Below are 16,907 nucleotides of genomic sequence, written 5' to 3' on the forward strand. Positions count from 1 at the left end.
CGAATTTATCATAGTAACGGAAAGCATGTCAACAAAGCATATAGTAGATAATAAGAAGGAAAAGAAGTAGGTTTATCTACCTACTTCCCCTGCTTCTAACGAACGTTCTAATTTTCGTTTTACTCGTTGCAATGCATTGTCAATCGATTTTACATGTCGGTTTAAATCTTCTGAAATTTCTTGGTACGACCGTCCATCTAAATAAAGCATTAATACTTGTTTTTCTAATTCACTTAATACTTCGGACATTTTCTCTTCAATGGCCATCAGTTCTTCTTGATTAATAATTAACTGTGCCGGATCCATTACTTTTGAACCCGTAATAACGTCTAATAAAGTGCGATCAGATTCATCATCAAAAATTGGTTTATCTAATGAAACATACGAATTTAAGGGAATATGTTTTTGTCGTGTAGCTGTTTTAATTGCTGTAATGATTTGTCTCGTTACACATAATTCTGCAAATGCTTTAAAGGAGGAAGGTTTATCTTCCTTGAAATCTCGAATCGCTTTATATAATCCAATCATTCCTTCTTGGAAAATATCTTCTCGATCGGCTCCGATTAAAAAGTACGATCTCGTTTTTGCTCTGACAAAATGTTTATATTTATGAATGATAAACTCTAATGCTTGCGCATCCCCATTTCTCCCCATTGTGACTAATTCTGCATCTGTTAAATCACGATATTCCACCAATACTTGATTCTTTTTTAAGCTCATGCCCATTCCTCCGATCGCTATCCTTTATTTTTTAAGGTGCATTTCCTCTCCGTAGCTGTTCTAATTTTTCCGTTACTTCTTTTGGAAAAACATCTGAAACGGTTACTTTTTGTTGATTGCGAGGTGCTTGCATTTCACCAATATCGACCTCAATATCCTTGCGCATTTTTTCAATCTCCCTCAATAATTCCCTTGCAGAAATACGTAAAGCCCCTTGCCCAAAAATTTGCCATTGTTCTGTATAGTCACTCGTTGCGACTGTAATTTGTGTTTTGGCGTTATTTAATTGTATAGCCAACTTTTCAATTTTTTTATCTGCAATTTCTTTTTCTTGCGTATAAATCACTTCCACACCAGCATAGGTAGATGTTTTTTCCACACCTTTTTGTAGGTGGGCGTCAAACACAACGATGACACGAAGTCCTTTATATGCCTTATATTCCGCCATCATTTCCACTAGTTGATCCCGCGCTTTAGCAAAGTCTTCTTCTTTTAATTTTTGCAAATCATACGAAGCGCCGATAACGTTATAACCGTCTACAAGTAAAATCTCCATCGCTATTCTCCGGTTACCGCTCGTTTTCGAAAGACTTCATACATCAATAAACTGCCTGCGACACTAGCATTTAACGATGTAACTTGTCCTTTCATCGGCAATGAATAGACGAAGTCACAGTGCTTTAATACGAGTCGACTAATGCCTTTTCCTTCGCTCCCGATGACGATTGCAAGTGGCATATCTCCATCTAATGAGCGAAAATCATCTTTCGCAGAAGCATCGGTACCGACAATCCATACACCGCGTTGTTTTAACTCTTCTATCGTTTGCGCTAAGTTTGTGACACGACAAACCGGTACATATTCGATCGCTCCCGCTGATGTTTTTGCTACAACGGCCGTTAATTGCGCCGAACGTCGATTCGGAATAATAATGCCATGTGCACCAACAGCATCTGCTGTTCGCATAATCGAACCAAGATTATGGGGATCTTCTATTTCATCTAAAATAAGAAAGAATGGTTGCTCCTTTTTTTCTTCTGCTGCTTGAAATAAATCATCTAATGACGCATAAGAATAAGGGGCAACCGATGCAACAACCCCTTGGTGTTGCATCGCGCCATGAACGGGACCAATAAGCCCGTCAATTTTTTGTTTTGGTACGTGTTGAACAACGATTTTCTTTTGTTTAGCTAATTCTTTCACTTTTTGTACTTGCCCTTTTTGAGTGCCTTCTGCAATCAAAATTTTATTAATCGGCCGGTTCGCTTTTAATGCTTCGATGACTGGGTTTTTCCCAACGATCCATTCTTCATTATGAACTTGTTCCACCATTTTCTGTCCCTTCTTCTACAACCTTTATCGTGAAATCAATGATTTCATGGAGTCGGTCTGTTGATTGTTGTAAATATAAATATCCAAGTAAAGCTTCCATACCGGTTGAAAGACGATACGTTTTCATATCTGTATTTTTTGGTGATGCGTGTGATTTCGCATTTCTTCCTCGCTTAATAATTTGCACTTCTTCATCTGTTAGCATTTCTGCTTCTAAAAGTGCATATGCGACTCTTGCTTGCGCTTTTGCTGATACGTAATGCGTCGCTGCTTGATGCAATTTATTCGGTCGTACCTTTCCTTGCTCAATTAAGTATCGACGAATATACGTTTCTAAAATGGCATCTCCCATATACGCCAGCGCAAGACCATTTAATTGTCTTACCTCTTGTTTTTCCATTATCCTCTTCTCCAACGAATTCCTTGTGGTGTATCTTCTAAGATGATTCCTTGTTCTTTTAATTGATCACGAATTTGATCTGCTAACTGAAAATGCCTCTCTTTTCTTGCTTTGTTACGTTTTTGAATCAGCTCTTCTATTTCTTCGTCTAATAGCGCCTCTTTTGTTTCCATATTAATGCCTAATACCGTTAAAATTTCGTTAAATATTTGTAAAAATTCCATTAATACTTTTTCTGTCGTATTCGTTTCTTGTAAATATTTATTTGCTTCTTTTGCTAATTCAAATAAAATCGATACGGCATTCGCTGTATTAAAATCATCATCCATTTCTTCGATGAATCGGTCGCGGTATTGTCCGATAGTCGCTAACCATTCATCGTCTTTTTCCCCTAAATTCACCGTTTTTTCGAGTCGATGCTTCACATTTTGAAGAACCGTTTGAATTCGTTCAAATCCATTTTGTGCACTTTGAATCAATTCCTCGTTGAAGTTGATTGGGTGTCTGTAATGGACCGATAACATGAAAAAGCGAATGACTTGCGGAGAATATTGTTGAATGATGTCATGAACTAAAATAAAGTTTCCAAGTGACTTCGACATTTTCTCATTGTTGATATTAATATATCCATTATGCATCCAATAGTTAGCAAATGGTTTTCCTGTCATCGCTTCTGATTGGGCGATTTCATTTTCATGATGCGGGAATGTTAAATCGTGTCCACCTGCATGGATGTCAATTGTTTCCCCTAAATATTTATGAATCATTGCAGAACATTCAATATGCCATCCTGGACGACCTTTGCCCCACGGACTATCCCAAGAAATTTCGCCTTCTTTTTCTGCTTTCCATAACGCAAAGTCTAATGGGTCTTCTTTTTTATCCCCAACAGTAATTCTTGCTCCCGCTTGCAATTCATCCACCGGTTGTTGCGAAAGCTTTCCGTATCCTTCAAACTCGCGCGTTCTAAAATACACATCGCCATCTACTTCATAGGCAAATCCTTTTTCGACTAACGTTTCAATAAAGGAAATGATTTCTGGAATACATTCCGTTACCCGCGGATGAACGTCTGCTTGTTTCACTCCAAGCGCACTTACATCTTCAAAATAAGCTTGGATAAAACGCTCTGCAATCGTCGTCACGTCTGTATTTAATTCTTTTGCTGCTTTAATTAATTTATCATCTACATCGGTAAAGTTTGATACATATTGCACGTCATATCCACGATATTCAAAATAACGACGAACGGTATCAAATACAATCGCCGGTCTCGCATTTCCGATATGAATATAGTTGTATACCGTAGGTCCGCACACGTACATTTTTACTTTCCCTTGCTCCAACGGTTCAAACGGCTCTTTTTTTCTTGTTAATGTATTATAAATTTGAATTGCCATTTTCCTTTTCACTCCTTATGTTTTGTTCCAATTGTTGTTTTAGTTGTTGAATTTCTTCTTCTAATCGTTGCATCCGGTCCGCTACTGGATCTGGTAATTCGTGATGATTTAATTGATGCGTTACTCGTTTTCCATCTTGCACAACGACACGTCCAGGAATGCCAACGACTGTTGAATTAGGCGGTACATTTTTTAAAACGACAGAACCCCCGCCTACTTTTGAGTTTTTTCCAATCGTAATCGAACCTAACACTTTCGCACCCGTTGCAATTAACACATTATCCTCAATCGTCGGATGCCGTTTCCCTTTTTCTTTCCCTGTTCCACCTAAAGTAACACCTTGATAAATCGTCACATTATCTCCAATTTCGCACGTTTCGCCAATCACTACCCCCATCCCATGGTCGATAAAAAAGCGCCTGCCTATTTTAGCACCAGGATGAATTTCAATGCCGGTTAAAAACCGGCTAAATTGAGACAGCACTCGTGCCAAATATTTAAATTTATACTTCCATAATCCATGGGCTATCCGGTGCATCCAAATCGCGTGTAACCCCGAATAGGTTGTAATTACTTCAAAATAATTTCTCGCTGCTGGGTCTTGATCAAATACAACATCTACATCTTCTTTTAATAATTTAAAAAACATCGTACATCCCTCCAACTATCGTGTATAAAAAAAGCGCAGGGGGGCTTACTTTGCGACAGAGTAATAAGGCACACGATGGAAGAGGCGCCTCTTTGCCTCTGGAATCGGGGGACTTATTACGGCAGTCGCTAACCTCCCAGAGCTGGATGATAAAAAAAGCGCAGGGCGTTCGTTCAGGGACGACAAGCATAAGACAGCTTGCGCAATGAGGTGATTTTTCCTCATGGAGCAAGATGGCTTATGACTCGAGCCCCTAGCGCCCGGAGCTGGATGATAAAAAAAGCGGAGATGGGCTCGCTTAACGACGGAGCTATAAGGCGAAGGGCGGAAAAGGCGGTCTTTGCCTCTGGAGCACTTTGACTTATAGCGGAAAGCGTTAGCCTATCGCAGCTGGATGATAAAAAAAAGCGCCCCTGTGTCCATAAAAACACAGAGACGCTGTTTGCGCGGTCCCACTCTGTTTAGGTTTCCCCTCACTTTGCACTTTCTAACGGGCGTGACCCGCTTTTATCTACTCAACATTTTTTCGATAAAAGACTCCGAGGTGCATGTTCAAAAGTGTCGTTATAAACTGCTTTCAGCCAGTGACAGTTCTCTCTATCATAACGGGAAACTTTTTACTTTTCCTCATCAACGTTTTCATTTTCTTCATCGCTTTTCTTGATATTATCATATTATAAACTACAAGAAAAGTGAATAAAATAGCTTTTTACGCCTCAAGCCATTTTTTTAAGCGATTTATTACAACGTCTTTTCCTAATAGATGGAGGGCATTAGGAAGTTCCGGTCCGTGTGTAGCACCTGTTGTCACAACACGAATTGGCATAAATAATTTTTTCCCTTTATGTCCAGTTGCTTTTTGTGTTGCTTTAATGGCTTTTTTAATCGATTCTGGTGAAAAATCTTCCGCAGCATCTAATTGTTCCAATAACCCAGCAAATACTTCTTTTACTTGTTCTTCTTCTAATATTGTACGTGCTTCTTCGTCATAATCGATATGTTCACGGAAGAAAATATCTGTTAATTCGACAATCTCCGCACCATAGCTCATTTGTTCTTGGTACAAGCTCACTAATTCTCGTGCCCATTGTTCTTGTTCTGGTGTTAACGTTTCTGGCAAACATCCTGCTTTTTGTAAGTGTGGCACACTTAATTTTACAACGTCCTCTAACTCTTTTTGTTTCATGTATTGGTTATTCATCCATGCTAATTTTTTCGTATCAAAAACAGCTGGTGATTTAGACACGCGCTCTAATGAAAATTGTTCGATTAATTGATCTAAAGTAAAGATCTCTTCTTCCCCAATAGGAGACCAACCGAGAAGTGCAATAAAGTTTACAATTGCTTCTGGTAAATAACCGAGCTCTGCATATTGTTCAACAAATTGAATAATCGATTCATCGCGTTTACTCATTTTTTGACGATCTTCATTTAAAATTAACGATGCGTGTGCAAATGTAGGGACTTCCCAACCAAGTGCTTGATAGATTAATACTTGTCGTGGTGTGTTAGATAAATGTTCTTCCGCACGAATAACATGGGTAATTTTCATTAAATAATCGTCCACTGTTACCGCAAAGTTATACGTCGGAATGCCACCAGTACGAGCAATGATGAAGTCACCGATACCGTCTGATTCAAATTCTACATGTCCACGTACTGCATCGTCAAATGCAATTACTTGGCCTTCTGGTACACGGAAACGAACAACTGGTGTACGTCCTTCTTTTTCAAATGCTTCGCGTTGTTCTGCTGTTAAATTGCGATGAGCACCGCTATATTTTGGCATTTCTCCGCGTGCAAGCTGCTCTTCCCGTTCTTTTTCAAGCTCTTCTTTTGTCATGTAACAATAATAAGCTTTTCCTTCTGCGAGCAGTTGATCTACATATTTTTTATAAATATCTAACCGATCCATGCTTCGGTACGGGCCAAAGTCTCCGCCTACATCAATACTTTCATCCCATTCTAAACCGAGCCATTTTAAACTACTGAAAATTTTTTCTTCCCCATTTTCAATGTTACGCTCTTGGTCTGTATCTTCAATTCGAACGATAAATTTCCCATTGTTATGACGCGCAAATAAATAGTTAAATAAAGCTGTACGTGCACCGCCGATATGTAAATGACCTGTTGGTGACGGAGCGAAGCGCACTCTTATTTCTTCTGACATGCTTATACACCTTCCATTCCATTCTTTTAAACAATCTTTATTGTAACACCAAATCTAATGCTCGTTAAGTAGCAGCACACAAGCCACTTAAACAGTTTCCCGTTTTTGTAACATCACAACAGAAAGCGCTGCGATCCCTTCCTCCCGACCGACGAATCCAAGTTGTTCCGTTGTTGTTGCTTTTACATTCACTTGTTCTACCGATGCTTCTAGCAACGTAGCGATTTGTTCTTTCATCGCTTGAATGTGCGGTGCCATTTTTGGCTTTTGCGCCATAATCGTACAATCAATATTGACGAGTTCATACCCTTTTTCTTTTACTAATTGAAAGGCATCTGCTAACAATTTTTTAGAATCTGCATCTTTATACTTCCTATCGGTATCTGGGAAATGACGACCGATATCCCCTTCGCCACTTGCACCTAAACATGCGTCCGTTACAGCATGAAGTAACACGTCTGCATCGGAATGCCCAAGCAATCCTTTTTCATAAGGAATCGTAATACCGCCAATAATGAGCGGGCGACCTTCTACTAATTTATGTACATCAAAACCTTGTCCCACACGAAACATCTAGTTGCCTCCTTGTGCTTTCCGTTTTTCTAAAATCGCTTTTGCGAAATATAAGTCTTCTTGTGTTGTTATTTTAATATTATCGTAATCCCCTGGAACAATCGAGACAAAACCTCCCGCATATTCTACAAGGCTAGCATCATCTGTTCCTAGCATACCCTCTGCTAACGCTTTATCATGCGCTGCTTGAATCGTGGACAAGCGAAAAGCTTGTGGCGTTTGAACCGCCCACAAGCTTTTTCGATCCACTGTTTCGGTTACGATTTCATTTTCTACTTTTTTAATCGTATCTTTTACCGGTACGGCTACAATTGCTGCACCGTACACTGACACTTTCTCTACTAAGCGGTGGATTGCGTCTATCATAATAAAAGGGCGCGCACCGTCGTGGATTAACACAATTGCTTCTTCCGAAGAAACATTTTTTAACCCTTCGTACACACTATGTTGCCGTTCTTTCCCACCCGGTGTAATACAATCTACTTTCGCTAACCCATATTCGTTTACAAGCGATGCTAAAATATCTAATTCGAGCGGGGCACCGACTAAAATAATACGTTCACACCAATTATCTTTTTCAAACACCAATAACGTATGAACAATCATCGGAATCTGATTGATTTCAATAAGTTGCTTATTTTTCGATGCACCCATTCGTTTTCCTTGTCCAGCTGCTAATACAATTACTTCATATGTCATGTCATTCACCTATTTTTACAATGCTTTTTCAAGCGGTTTTGGCTTTGCAAAAATCATTCGCCCCGCTGATGTTTGAAGAACACTCGTTACAATCACTTCGATTGTTTGACCGATATAATTACGTCCTTCTTCTACTACAATCATTGTACCATCATCTAAATATGCTACGCCTTGATTGTGCTCTTTTCCGTCTTTAATGACTTGCACGTGTAATTCTTCCCCTGGTAACACAACTGGTTTTACTGCATTCGCTAAATCATTAATATTTAATACTGCTACTTTTTGTAATTCACATACTTTATTTAAATTAAAATCATTCGTTACGACAACGCCTGACGTGATTTTTGCTAATTTAACTAACTTGCTATCTACTTCTTGAATATCTTCAAAGTCGCCTTCATAAATTTCAACCGGAATATCTAATTCCTTTTGAATTTTATTTAAAATATCTAATCCTCGTCGACCGCGGTTTCGTTTTAATGCATCAGAAGAATCTGCAATATGTTGTAATTCTTCTAACACGAACTGCGGGATTACGAGTACACCTTCTAAAAAGCCCGTTTGACAAATATCTGCAATCCGTCCGTCAATAATGACGCTCGTATCTAAAATTTTCAAATGACGTCCTTCTTCATACTCTCGTTTCAACTGTTTTTCCTTTTGTTGCATACGGCCTTGGAAAGAAAAGACCCCCATTAACTCATCGCGTTTTCGGAATCCAACTTGAAAACCTAAATAGCCTAAAAAAATCGTAATCAACGGAATTAAAATCATATTAATTAACTCAATATTTAACGCGCTTAACGGTAGTTGCGAGAAAAAAGCAACAATTAATCCGATAATTAACCCTAGTGTCCCGAATAACAAATCCGCCACAGGCGCTTTCACAATACGTTCTTCTACTAATTTAAAAAATTCCACGATAAGATCTGCTAGCCAAAGCGAGAAAACAAAAAATATAAGTCCACCTAAAATCGCACCGGAGAACGGATGGTATATCCAAGTTGGAAAAATATCCGTTACACTAAAGAAGTTCGGACCATAAAAGTAACCAAGCACACTCCCGATAAACGTTAATAAAATTTGAATAATTCGTTTAATAATCATAACAGCGTCACCTCCTTATCCATTATGTGGTGAAATCTTTATTTTAAACCTGCTATTATTAAAAGCTTTCGTCAATTAACTTCTTGTTATGTCTTACATTCCCTTTTTCCAAGAAGTAAATAGTACATTTTTATTACAGACACAAAAGAATCAAACATGTCGTTCAAAGAATAATTGGTCTTCGATTCGTTTTAACCCTTCCTTTACTTTACGGGCACGCACTTCTCCAATTCCATCCACATCATCTAACTCTTCAATAGTCGCTTTCATCACATTGTTAATCACTTTAAAACGTTCGACAATATTATCGATAACGCTAGAAGGTAAATGTGGAATTTTATGCAAAATACGATATCCTTTTGGTGCCACAATTTCATCTCGTAAATTCGAAAAATTAGAATACCCTAACAATTTCATAATCGTCTGATCTTCTAGCAATTCGTCCCGCATCGATTTTTTCAATGTGTCTAACAACTTATTCACACTAACATTCGTGTCTTTTGCATAGTCTTTAATAAGCAACTTTGCTTCTTTATCGATATTTGAAACGAGTTCATCCATTTGCATTTGAATGAGACGACCTTCTGTTCCGAGTTCGTCCACATAACTTAAAATTTCATTTTTAATCCGCAACACAATTTCAATTTGATGAATCACTTGTACGACATCATGAAACGTTACCAATTCCTCTAACTCTAACGCACCTAAATTCGTAATACTTTGTTCATATACGTTTTTATATTTTTCTAACGTTTGCAATGCTTGATTCGCTTTTGTTAAAATCATCCCCATGTCTTGTAACGAATATTTAAAATCACCTTGATACAGGGTAATGACATTACGGCGTTGTGAAATCGCAATCACGAGATGTCCCGTCTGTTTTGCAACCCGTTCTGCCGTACGATGACGCATTCCTGTTTCGCTCGTTTCAATGTTTGGATCCGGTGTTAATTGTGTATTGGCATATAAAATTTTGGATACATCATTGCTTAATATAATCGCTCCGTCCATTTTGGATAATTCATATAAAAAAGATGGAGAATACGAACAGTGTAATTGGAACCCACCATCGACAATTTTCTTCATTTTGTCACTATAACCGAGGACAATTAACCCACCTGTATTCGCACGTAATACATTATCCATCCCGTCTCGGAGCGGTGATCCTGGTGCAACGATGTGTAAAATATCTTTTAGCGATAACTCTTTCTTTTGTTGTTCCATCCTTTATCCCCCTAGTGCATAATACAAAGCATCCGAAACGGTTTCGACCCCAATCACTTCTACCCTTTTTGGAGTCGTCCAGTTACCTAAGTTTTTTGCTGGAATAATCATTCGTTGAAAACCTAATTTAGCCGCTTCTGCCACGCGCTGCTCGATACGCGACACACGTCTCACTTCTCCTGTTAACCCAACTTCTCCAATAAATACATCGGTTGGACGAGTAGGTTCATCGCGGAAACTTGACGCAATACTGACGACAATGGCTAAATCAATTGCGGGCTCATCAATTTTCACACCACCCGCTACTTTAATATATGCATCTTGTGTTTGTAATAACATTCCAACTCGTTTTTCAAGCACAGCCATTAATAGTGAAATTCGGTTATGGTCTACTCCTGTTGCCATCCGCCTCGGATTACCAAAGCTGGTCGGTGATACGAGTGCTTGAATCTCCACAAGCATCGGCCGCGTCCCCTCCATCGAAGCGACAACTGTAGAACCAGCCACCCCATTTGTCCGTTCTTCAAGAAAAATTTCTGAAGGATTTAATACTTCTGCTAACCCTTCCTCTTTCATTTCAAAAATGCCCATTTCATTCGTAGAACCAAATCGGTTTTTAACCGCCCGTAAAATCCGGTACGTATGATGACGTTCCCCTTCAAAATAAAGAACCGTATCAACCATATGCTCAAGCATTCTCGGTCCTGCAATCGCTCCGTCTTTCGTCACATGTCCCACGATAAAAATCGCAATATTTAACGTTTTAGCAAGACGCATAATATGCCCTGTACATTCCCGTACTTGCGACACACTTCCAGGAGCGCTCGTAATGTCTTCCCGGTAAATTGTTTGAATGGAGTCAATGACGACAAATCGTGGTTGCATTTCTTTAATCATATGTTCAATCAATTCTAAATTGGTTTCAGACAATAGAAATAATTTTTCGGTCGCGATATGAAGTCGATCTGCTCGAATCTTCGTTTGTTTCATCGATTCTTCCCCAGAAATGTATAAAACAGGGTGGTTTAACGAAGCTAATTGCGCGGACATTTGTAGTAACAGTGTCGATTTCCCAATCCCAGGGTCACCACCAATCAAAATTAACGAACCAGGAACCACACCGCCACCTAACACGCGATTAAACTCTTTCATTTTCGTTTGTATCCGAATTTCATCGGTTCGCTCTACGTTGGTAATCGGAGTTGCTTTTAAACTTCTTCGATCACTTGATGTACCAAATGGTTGATGGCGACTTTTTTCCGTTACCACGACTTCTTCCACCATCGTATTCCACGTCCCACACCCTGGACATTTCCCCATCCATTTCGGTGATTCGTAGCCACATTCTGTACAAACAAATTTTGTTTTCTGTTTCGCCATGTTCTCCCCCCTTTATTACTATTTAAACGTATTCTTCATTACTTTTATTGTAACGTAAAAAAAAGCTGGAAGAAACGTTATTTCTCTTCCAGCTTCTTTCTTACAACGATTTTACAATAAATTGATCATCTGCATAATCTACTTGTACGCTTTGTCCTTTTTTAATCGTTCCTTTTAAAAGCTCTTCCGATAATAAATCTTCCACTTTTCTTTGTAAAGCTCGACGTAACGGACGAGCTCCGTATTCTGGATCAAATCCTTCTTCGGTAATTTTCTTAATCGCAGCATCCGTTAACGATAATTCCATGTCTTGCTCTTTCATACGTACTTGCAACTCTTTGACCATCAATTTCACGATTTCTTCAATATGAGGTTTTTCAAGAGGATGGAATACAATCGTTTCATCAATCCGGTTTAAAAACTCTGGTCGGAAAGAACGTTTCAATTCCTCTAACACTATTGCCTTCATATCTTTATATGCTGAATCACTAGACTCAACCACAAATCCAAGATGTTTTTGTCGTTTTAATGTACTTGCACCGACATTCGACGTCATAATAATAACCGTATTTCTAAAATCAACGGTACGACCTTTCGAGTCCGTTAAACGACCATCTTCTAGTACTTGAAGTAAAATATTAAATACTTCTGGATGTGCTTTTTCAATTTCATCTAATAGCACGACAGAATATGGTTTACGACGTACTTTTTCTGTTAATTGTCCACCTTCTTCATATCCAACATAACCAGGCGGAGAACCAACAAGACGACTTGTCGCGTGTTTTTCCATGTATTCACTCATGTCAATTCGGATAATCGCATCTTCATCACCAAACAGTGATTCTGCTACCGCACGGGCTAATTCTGTTTTCCCGACACCTGTTGGACCGAGGAAAATAAAGGAGCCGATTGGACGTTTCGGATCTTTTAATCCAGCATGCGCACGACGAACCGCTTTCGAAATAGCTTTAATGGCTTCTTCTTGACCAATGACACGTTTATGAAGAATGTTTTCCATATTCAATAAACGTTCTGTCTCTTCTTGTTCTAACTTTGTGACGGGAACTCCTGTCCAGCTCGTCACAACCATAGCAATGTCCTGTGCGGTTACTTCGCTATTTTCCTGGCCTTGTTTCGCTTTCCATTGTTGTTTTGTCTCTTCTAGTTCTTCACTTAAACGTTGTTCAGAATCGCGTAATGATGCTGCCTTTTCAAACTCTTGGCTTTGTACCGCTGCTTCTTTTTCTTTCCGCACTTCTTCTAATTTATTTTCGAGTTCTTTTAAATTAGGTGGAATTGTATACGAACGTAAACGAACTTTTGATGCTGCTTCATCAATTAAGTCAATCGCTTTATCAGGTAAAAAACGGTCCGAAATGTAGCGATCTGATAATTTTACAGCAGCTTCTATTGCTTCATCTGTAATTGTTACGCGGTGATGCGCTTCGTAACGATCGCGTAACCCTTTTAAAATTTGAATAGATTCGTCGTTCGTTGGCTCATCAACTTGAATTGGTTGGAAACGACGTTCTAACGCTGCATCTTTTTCAATATATTTTCGGTATTCATCCAGTGTTGTCGCACCAATACATTGCAATTCCCCACGAGCTAGTGCAGGTTTTAAAATGTTGGAAGCATCAATAGCACCTTCCGCGCCACCTGCACCAATTAACGTGTGTAACTCATCAATGAAGAGAATAACGTTGCCTGCTTGACGAATTTCGTCCATTACTTTTTTCAGACGATCTTCGAATTCTCCGCGGTATTTCGTACCTGCAACAACAGTACCCATATCTAATGTCATCACACGTTTATCGCGAAGCGTTTCTGGCACCTCGTTATTAATAATTTGTTGTGCTAACCCTTCTGCAATAGCCGTTTTCCCGACACCCGGTTCCCCGATTAATACCGGATTGTTTTTTGTTCTGCGGCTTAATACTTCGATCACACGTTGAATTTCTTTGCTACGCCCAATAACAGGATCTAATGTCCCTTCTTTTGCCACCGCAGTTAAATCGCGAGCTAAACTATCTAGCGTAGGGGTATTTGCATTCATTTGTGGTTGTTGCCCGTTATTTCCGTTCGGTTCTGTACTTCCTAAAAGTTGTAGCACTTGCTGGCGCGCTTTATTTAAACTTACACCTAAGTTATTTAACACACGAGCAGCTACGCCTTCTCCTTCACGAATTAATCCAAGTAAAATATGTTCTGTTCCAACGTACGTATGACCTAATTTACGTGCTTCATCCATCGATAATTCAATGACTTTTTTCGCACGCGGTGTATAATGAAGTGGTTGTTGTCCTTCTTCTCCACGACCGATTAACGTTTCTACTTCTTCTTGAATTTTTTCTGGATTTAGGTTTAATGCTAATAAAGCTTTGGCAGCAATTCCTTCTCCTTCACGGACTAACCCGAGTAAAATATGTTCTGTTCCAATATTGTTATGCCCTAAACGCACTGCTTCTTCTTGTGCAAGAGCTAATACTTTCTGTGCACGTTCTGTAAATCTACCAAACATCATAGACACATACGCCTCCTTATGATTCTACTTGTAATCGTTCTCGAATAAGTGTTGCCCTTCGAATATCTCGTTCTAGAGCAGTTAGTGGTTTACCTGCATATTTTTGTAAAAATCCTGGTTGTGTCAGAATGATTAGTTCACTTAAAATATTTCGTGATATTCCTTTAATAATACCCAAATCTATTCCTAAACGAACATCAGACAAACATTTTGCTGCTTCTTTTGATTCGATAATGCGACTGTTCGCTAACAGTCCATAGGAGCGAAAGACTTTATCTTCTAGTTGAATCCTCGATGCATGAAACAACTGTTCCCGAGCCCGACGTTCATGTTGAATAAGCTGTAACGTTATTCCTTCTAAATCATGAATCATATCCTTCTCTGTTTTTCCTAGCGTCATTTGATTCGAAACTTGAAATAGATTTCCTCTCGCTTCACTACCTTCTCCGTAAATACCACGAACGACAAAACCAACTTGATTAATTGCTGGGATAATTCGATTTATTTGTCCGGTCAACGTTAAAACAGGTAAATGCATCATAACGGATGCTCGCAATCCAGTTCCGACGTTCGTTGGACAACTAGTTAAATATCCGTATTTTTCATCAAATGCATAATCTAAACGTTTTTCTAAAAAATCATCGACTTTATTTGCCAATTGCAATGCTTCTTCTAATTGAAAACCCGGATATAAACATTGGATACGAATATGATCTTCTTCATTCACCATGACACTGACGGATTCTTGACGATTCAAAAAAACAGCTCCATGCAAAGATTCGCTTGCTAAACTTGGACTAATCAAATGCTTTTCGACTAATGCTAACTTTTCAATCGGTTCAATTTCATCCATCAATATCCATTCAAATTGATCAAATGATTGTAAATCTTCTATCCTAATCTTTTCTTGAAGATGACAAATGAGTGTTGCATTCTTTTCTTCATCCGCAATGGTGGAAAAAGGGAAGTTTTTTAAATTTCTTGCTAAGCGAACTCGACTGCTTAACACGATATCCGCTTCAGGTCCTTCTTGTTTCATCCAAGGGCTCATCGCTTCATTAAAAAATGGATGTAAACTCATGATGACTCACCCCGACTATCCGTTAACTGCTTTTCTAAACGCTTAATTTGATCACGAATCGTAGCAGCTTCTTCAAATGCCTCTTTTTCCACACATTGTTGTAACTGTCGTTTCAACTCTTCTATTTGTTTTTTCATATGAAGATCTACCCCAGCTCGTTTTGGGACTTTCCCTCGATGTTCCGTATTGCCACCGTGTACACGTTTTAAAATGGGATCTATTCGATTCTTAAACGTGTGATAACAATCCGTACAACCAAATCTTCCACGTTTGACGACTTGTTCAAATGTCATGTTACAAGTCGGACAATGTTCTTCTTGTACATATGAAACAGACTGTTTTTGTTGAAATGGTTGCTCAAAACTAAGTAATCCACTTAATAAATCATGAATTGAAAAACTATTAGAACCAGGAATATGTTTCCCTTTTTCTCTTGCACACTGTTCACACACATGCACTTCTTCTACTTGCCCATTCACAATTTTCGTAAAGTGCAATGTAGCTTCTCGTTGTTGACATTGTTGACAAAGCATACGAATAAATGCCCCCCCTTTTTCAGAATGGCTTTAAAATTACCGTATTCGATATCGTAATGTATAAATCATCGTTTTTAAAATCGTAGCCCTTAATTCATCTATATTTTGTACATGGTCATAGAGTGATTGATCCATTACACTCATCATCATATTTGCTTCTCGCTTCGTAATCACATCTTCTTCTAATAAACGAAGGATTACATCTTCTGCTGAATGTTGTGAAATTTGATGTCCAATAAGATGGAGTAGTTGATCAATTAAATGAACATGATTATCTAATTCAACCTTAATAATTCGAATATATCCTCCACCACCTCGTTTACTTTCCACAACATATCCTTTTTCCATCGTAAAGCGAGTATTGATAACATAATTAATTTGTGAGGGCACGCATTGAAATTGTTCAGCTATCTCATTACGCTTTATCTCTATCACTTTTTCTTCACTGATATTCAAGATTCGTTTTAAATACGCCTCAATAACATCTGAAATATTTCGCACCGTCCCTCCCCCTTCTCTGACTTTGACTATCTTTGACCTTAATCACATTATAAAATGGTTTTTTTATTGTTGCAACTAATTTACCTTTCCCTTTCTTTGCTCGCTACCATTGTTGCAAGATATCTCCACTAAACTATTGTGTGACTCGACATTTTTTCTCTTTTTGGCTGAATCAATTTCTTCTATCATTCTGTTAAGTTCCTTACTTATATCATTACCTTTTTTAGTTTATAATATTCCTATTTTTCTCTTGCTTTCACCACGCAAAAAAAGAAGTTAGTGAATGTTCACTAACTTCTTTTCTCAGTTGCCTGGCAACGTCCTACTCTCACAAGGGGAAACCCCTCACTACCATCGGCGCAAAAGAGCTTAACTTCCGTGTTCGGCATGGGAACGGGTGTGACCTCTTTGCCATTATCACCAGACAAGTTATTCTTTCAAAACCAAATAACGAATATTGTACAACCAATTTAGTATTAGGATAAGCCCTCGACCGATTAGTATCTGTCAGCTACACGTGTCACCACGCTTCTACACCAGACCTATCAACCTCATCATCTATAAGGGGTCTTACTAGCTTACGCTATGGGAAATCTCATCTTGAGGGGGGC

Annotated in this window: 16 protein-coding genes, 2 rRNA genes and 1 other annotated feature; all 18 genes read right to left on the reverse strand. The window is 38.7% G+C overall.

Going from position 1 to position 16,907, the window contains the following annotated elements:
* Positions 1-72: 72 nt before the first annotated feature.
* Positions 73-726 (reverse strand): RNA polymerase sporulation sigma factor SigH, encoded by a 654-nt coding sequence (gene sigH, locus BN1372_RS00545; protein WP_062196966.1) that lies wholly within the window; start codon positions 724-726, stop codon positions 73-75.
* A gap of 25 nt (positions 727-751) precedes the next feature.
* Positions 752-1,276 (reverse strand): NYN domain-containing protein, encoded by a 525-nt coding sequence (locus BN1372_RS00550; protein ID WP_062196967.1) that lies wholly within the window; start codon positions 1,274-1,276, stop codon positions 752-754.
* 2 nt (positions 1,277-1,278) lie between these two features.
* Positions 1,279-2,052: a 23S rRNA (guanosine(2251)-2'-O)-methyltransferase RlmB gene (gene rlmB / locus BN1372_RS00555; RefSeq protein WP_062196968.1), complete on the reverse strand. Its 774-nt coding sequence runs from the start codon at positions 2,050-2,052 to the stop codon at positions 1,279-1,281.
* Entirely contained in the window at positions 2,033-2,452 is a 420-nt protein-coding gene (locus BN1372_RS00560; protein WP_062196969.1) for a Mini-ribonuclease 3, read from the reverse strand. The genes rlmB and BN1372_RS00560 overlap by 20 nt, the downstream gene beginning before the upstream one ends.
* Positions 2,452-3,852 carry a cysteine--tRNA ligase gene (cysS, locus tag BN1372_RS00565; RefSeq protein WP_062196970.1) on the reverse strand — a complete coding sequence of 467 codons (1,401 nt, stop codon included), beginning with the start codon at positions 3,850-3,852 and terminating at the stop codon, positions 2,452-2,454. The genes BN1372_RS00560 and cysS overlap by 1 nt, the downstream gene beginning before the upstream one ends.
* Entirely contained in the window at positions 3,833-4,501 is a 669-nt protein-coding gene (gene cysE / locus BN1372_RS00570) for a serine O-acetyltransferase (protein WP_062196971.1), read from the reverse strand. The genes cysS and cysE overlap by 20 nt, the downstream gene beginning before the upstream one ends.
* A gap of 428 nt (positions 4,502-4,929) precedes the next feature.
* Positions 4,930-5,144: a binding site (T-box leader), on the reverse strand.
* 66 nt (positions 5,145-5,210) lie between these two features.
* The gene (gltX, locus tag BN1372_RS00575) at positions 5,211-6,671 is read right to left on the reverse strand and encodes a glutamate--tRNA ligase (protein ID WP_062196972.1); all 1,461 of its coding nucleotides are present in this window, start codon (positions 6,669-6,671) and stop codon (positions 5,211-5,213) included.
* Positions 6,672-6,758: 87 nt separating this feature from the next.
* A complete protein-coding gene (gene ispF, locus BN1372_RS00580; RefSeq protein WP_062196973.1) occupies positions 6,759-7,244 on the reverse strand; it encodes a 2-C-methyl-D-erythritol 2,4-cyclodiphosphate synthase in 486 nt (161 codons plus the stop codon).
* Positions 7,245-7,943 carry a 2-C-methyl-D-erythritol 4-phosphate cytidylyltransferase gene (ispD, locus tag BN1372_RS00585; RefSeq protein ID WP_062196974.1) on the reverse strand — a complete coding sequence of 233 codons (699 nt, stop codon included), beginning with the start codon at positions 7,941-7,943 and terminating at the stop codon, positions 7,245-7,247.
* Between the two features lie 15 nt (positions 7,944-7,958).
* Positions 7,959-9,047 (reverse strand): PIN/TRAM domain-containing protein, encoded by a 1,089-nt coding sequence (locus BN1372_RS00590; protein ID WP_062196986.1) that lies wholly within the window; start codon positions 9,045-9,047, stop codon positions 7,959-7,961.
* Between the two features lie 153 nt (positions 9,048-9,200).
* The gene (gene disA, locus BN1372_RS00595; RefSeq protein WP_062196975.1) at positions 9,201-10,274 is read right to left on the reverse strand and encodes a DNA integrity scanning diadenylate cyclase DisA; all 1,074 of its coding nucleotides are present in this window, start codon (positions 10,272-10,274) and stop codon (positions 9,201-9,203) included.
* Between the two features lie 3 nt (positions 10,275-10,277).
* A complete protein-coding gene (gene radA, locus BN1372_RS00600) occupies positions 10,278-11,654 on the reverse strand; it encodes a DNA repair protein RadA (RefSeq protein ID WP_062196976.1) in 1,377 nt (458 codons plus the stop codon).
* A gap of 100 nt (positions 11,655-11,754) precedes the next feature.
* Positions 11,755-14,178 carry an ATP-dependent protease ATP-binding subunit ClpC gene (gene clpC, locus BN1372_RS00605; RefSeq protein WP_062196977.1) on the reverse strand — a complete coding sequence of 808 codons (2,424 nt, stop codon included), beginning with the start codon at positions 14,176-14,178 and terminating at the stop codon, positions 11,755-11,757.
* Between the two features lie 16 nt (positions 14,179-14,194).
* The gene (locus BN1372_RS00610) at positions 14,195-15,259 is read right to left on the reverse strand and encodes a protein-arginine kinase McsB (protein WP_062196978.1); all 1,065 of its coding nucleotides are present in this window, start codon (positions 15,257-15,259) and stop codon (positions 14,195-14,197) included.
* Positions 15,256-15,792, reverse strand: coding sequence for a protein-arginine kinase activator protein McsA (locus BN1372_RS00615; RefSeq protein ID WP_062196979.1), 537 nt, complete (start codon positions 15,790-15,792; stop codon positions 15,256-15,258). The genes BN1372_RS00610 and BN1372_RS00615 overlap by 4 nt, the downstream gene beginning before the upstream one ends.
* 39 nt (positions 15,793-15,831) lie before the next feature.
* Positions 15,832-16,296, reverse strand: a complete 465-nt coding sequence (locus BN1372_RS00620) for a CtsR family transcriptional regulator (RefSeq protein WP_062196980.1) — start codon at positions 16,294-16,296, stop codon at positions 15,832-15,834.
* Between the two features lie 309 nt (positions 16,297-16,605).
* A 5S ribosomal RNA gene (rrf, locus tag BN1372_RS00625) occupies positions 16,606-16,721 on the reverse strand.
* Positions 16,722-16,773: 52 nt separating this feature from the next.
* Positions 16,774-16,907: ribosomal RNA gene (locus tag BN1372_RS00630) — 23S ribosomal RNA — on the reverse strand; the annotation flags it as partial.

The organism is Massilibacterium senegalense (assembly GCF_001375675.1).
Classification (GTDB): Bacteria; Bacillota; Bacilli; order Bacillales; family Massilibacteriaceae; genus Massilibacterium; species Massilibacterium senegalense.

Bases quoted from the DNA above. Each gene is read 5' to 3' on its own strand.
- sigH (WP_062196966.1), bottom strand. From the start codon at position 726: ATGGGCATGAGCTTAAAAAAGAATCAAGTATTGGTGGAATATCGTGAT.
- BN1372_RS00550 (WP_062196967.1), bottom strand. From the start codon at position 1,276: ATGGAGATTTTACTTGTAGACGGTTATAACGTTATCGGCGCTTCGTAT.
- rlmB (WP_062196968.1), bottom strand. From the start codon at position 2,052: ATGGTGGAACAAGTTCATAATGAAGAATGGATCGTTGGGAAAAACCCA.
- BN1372_RS00560 (WP_062196969.1), bottom strand. From the start codon at position 2,452: ATGGAAAAACAAGAGGTAAGACAATTAAATGGTCTTGCGCTGGCGTAT.
- cysS (WP_062196970.1), bottom strand. From the start codon at position 3,852: ATGGCAATTCAAATTTATAATACATTAACAAGAAAAAAAGAGCCGTTT.
- cysE (WP_062196971.1), bottom strand. From the start codon at position 4,501: ATGTTTTTTAAATTATTAAAAGAAGATGTAGATGTTGTATTTGATCAA.
- gltX (WP_062196972.1), bottom strand. From the start codon at position 6,671: ATGTCAGAAGAAATAAGAGTGCGCTTCGCTCCGTCACCAACAGGTCAT.
- ispF (WP_062196973.1), bottom strand. From the start codon at position 7,244: ATGTTTCGTGTGGGACAAGGTTTTGATGTACATAAATTAGTAGAAGGT.
- ispD (WP_062196974.1), bottom strand. From the start codon at position 7,943: ATGACATATGAAGTAATTGTATTAGCAGCTGGACAAGGAAAACGAATG.
- disA (WP_062196975.1), bottom strand. From the start codon at position 10,274: ATGGAACAACAAAAGAAAGAGTTATCGCTAAAAGATATTTTACACATC.
- radA (WP_062196976.1), bottom strand. From the start codon at position 11,654: ATGGCGAAACAGAAAACAAAATTTGTTTGTACAGAATGTGGCTACGAA.
- clpC (WP_062196977.1), bottom strand. From the start codon at position 14,178: ATGATGTTTGGTAGATTTACAGAACGTGCACAGAAAGTATTAGCTCTT.
- BN1372_RS00610 (WP_062196978.1), bottom strand. From the start codon at position 15,259: ATGAGTTTACATCCATTTTTTAATGAAGCGATGAGCCCTTGGATGAAA.
- BN1372_RS00615 (WP_062196979.1), bottom strand. From the start codon at position 15,792: ATGCTTTGTCAACAATGTCAACAACGAGAAGCTACATTGCACTTTACG.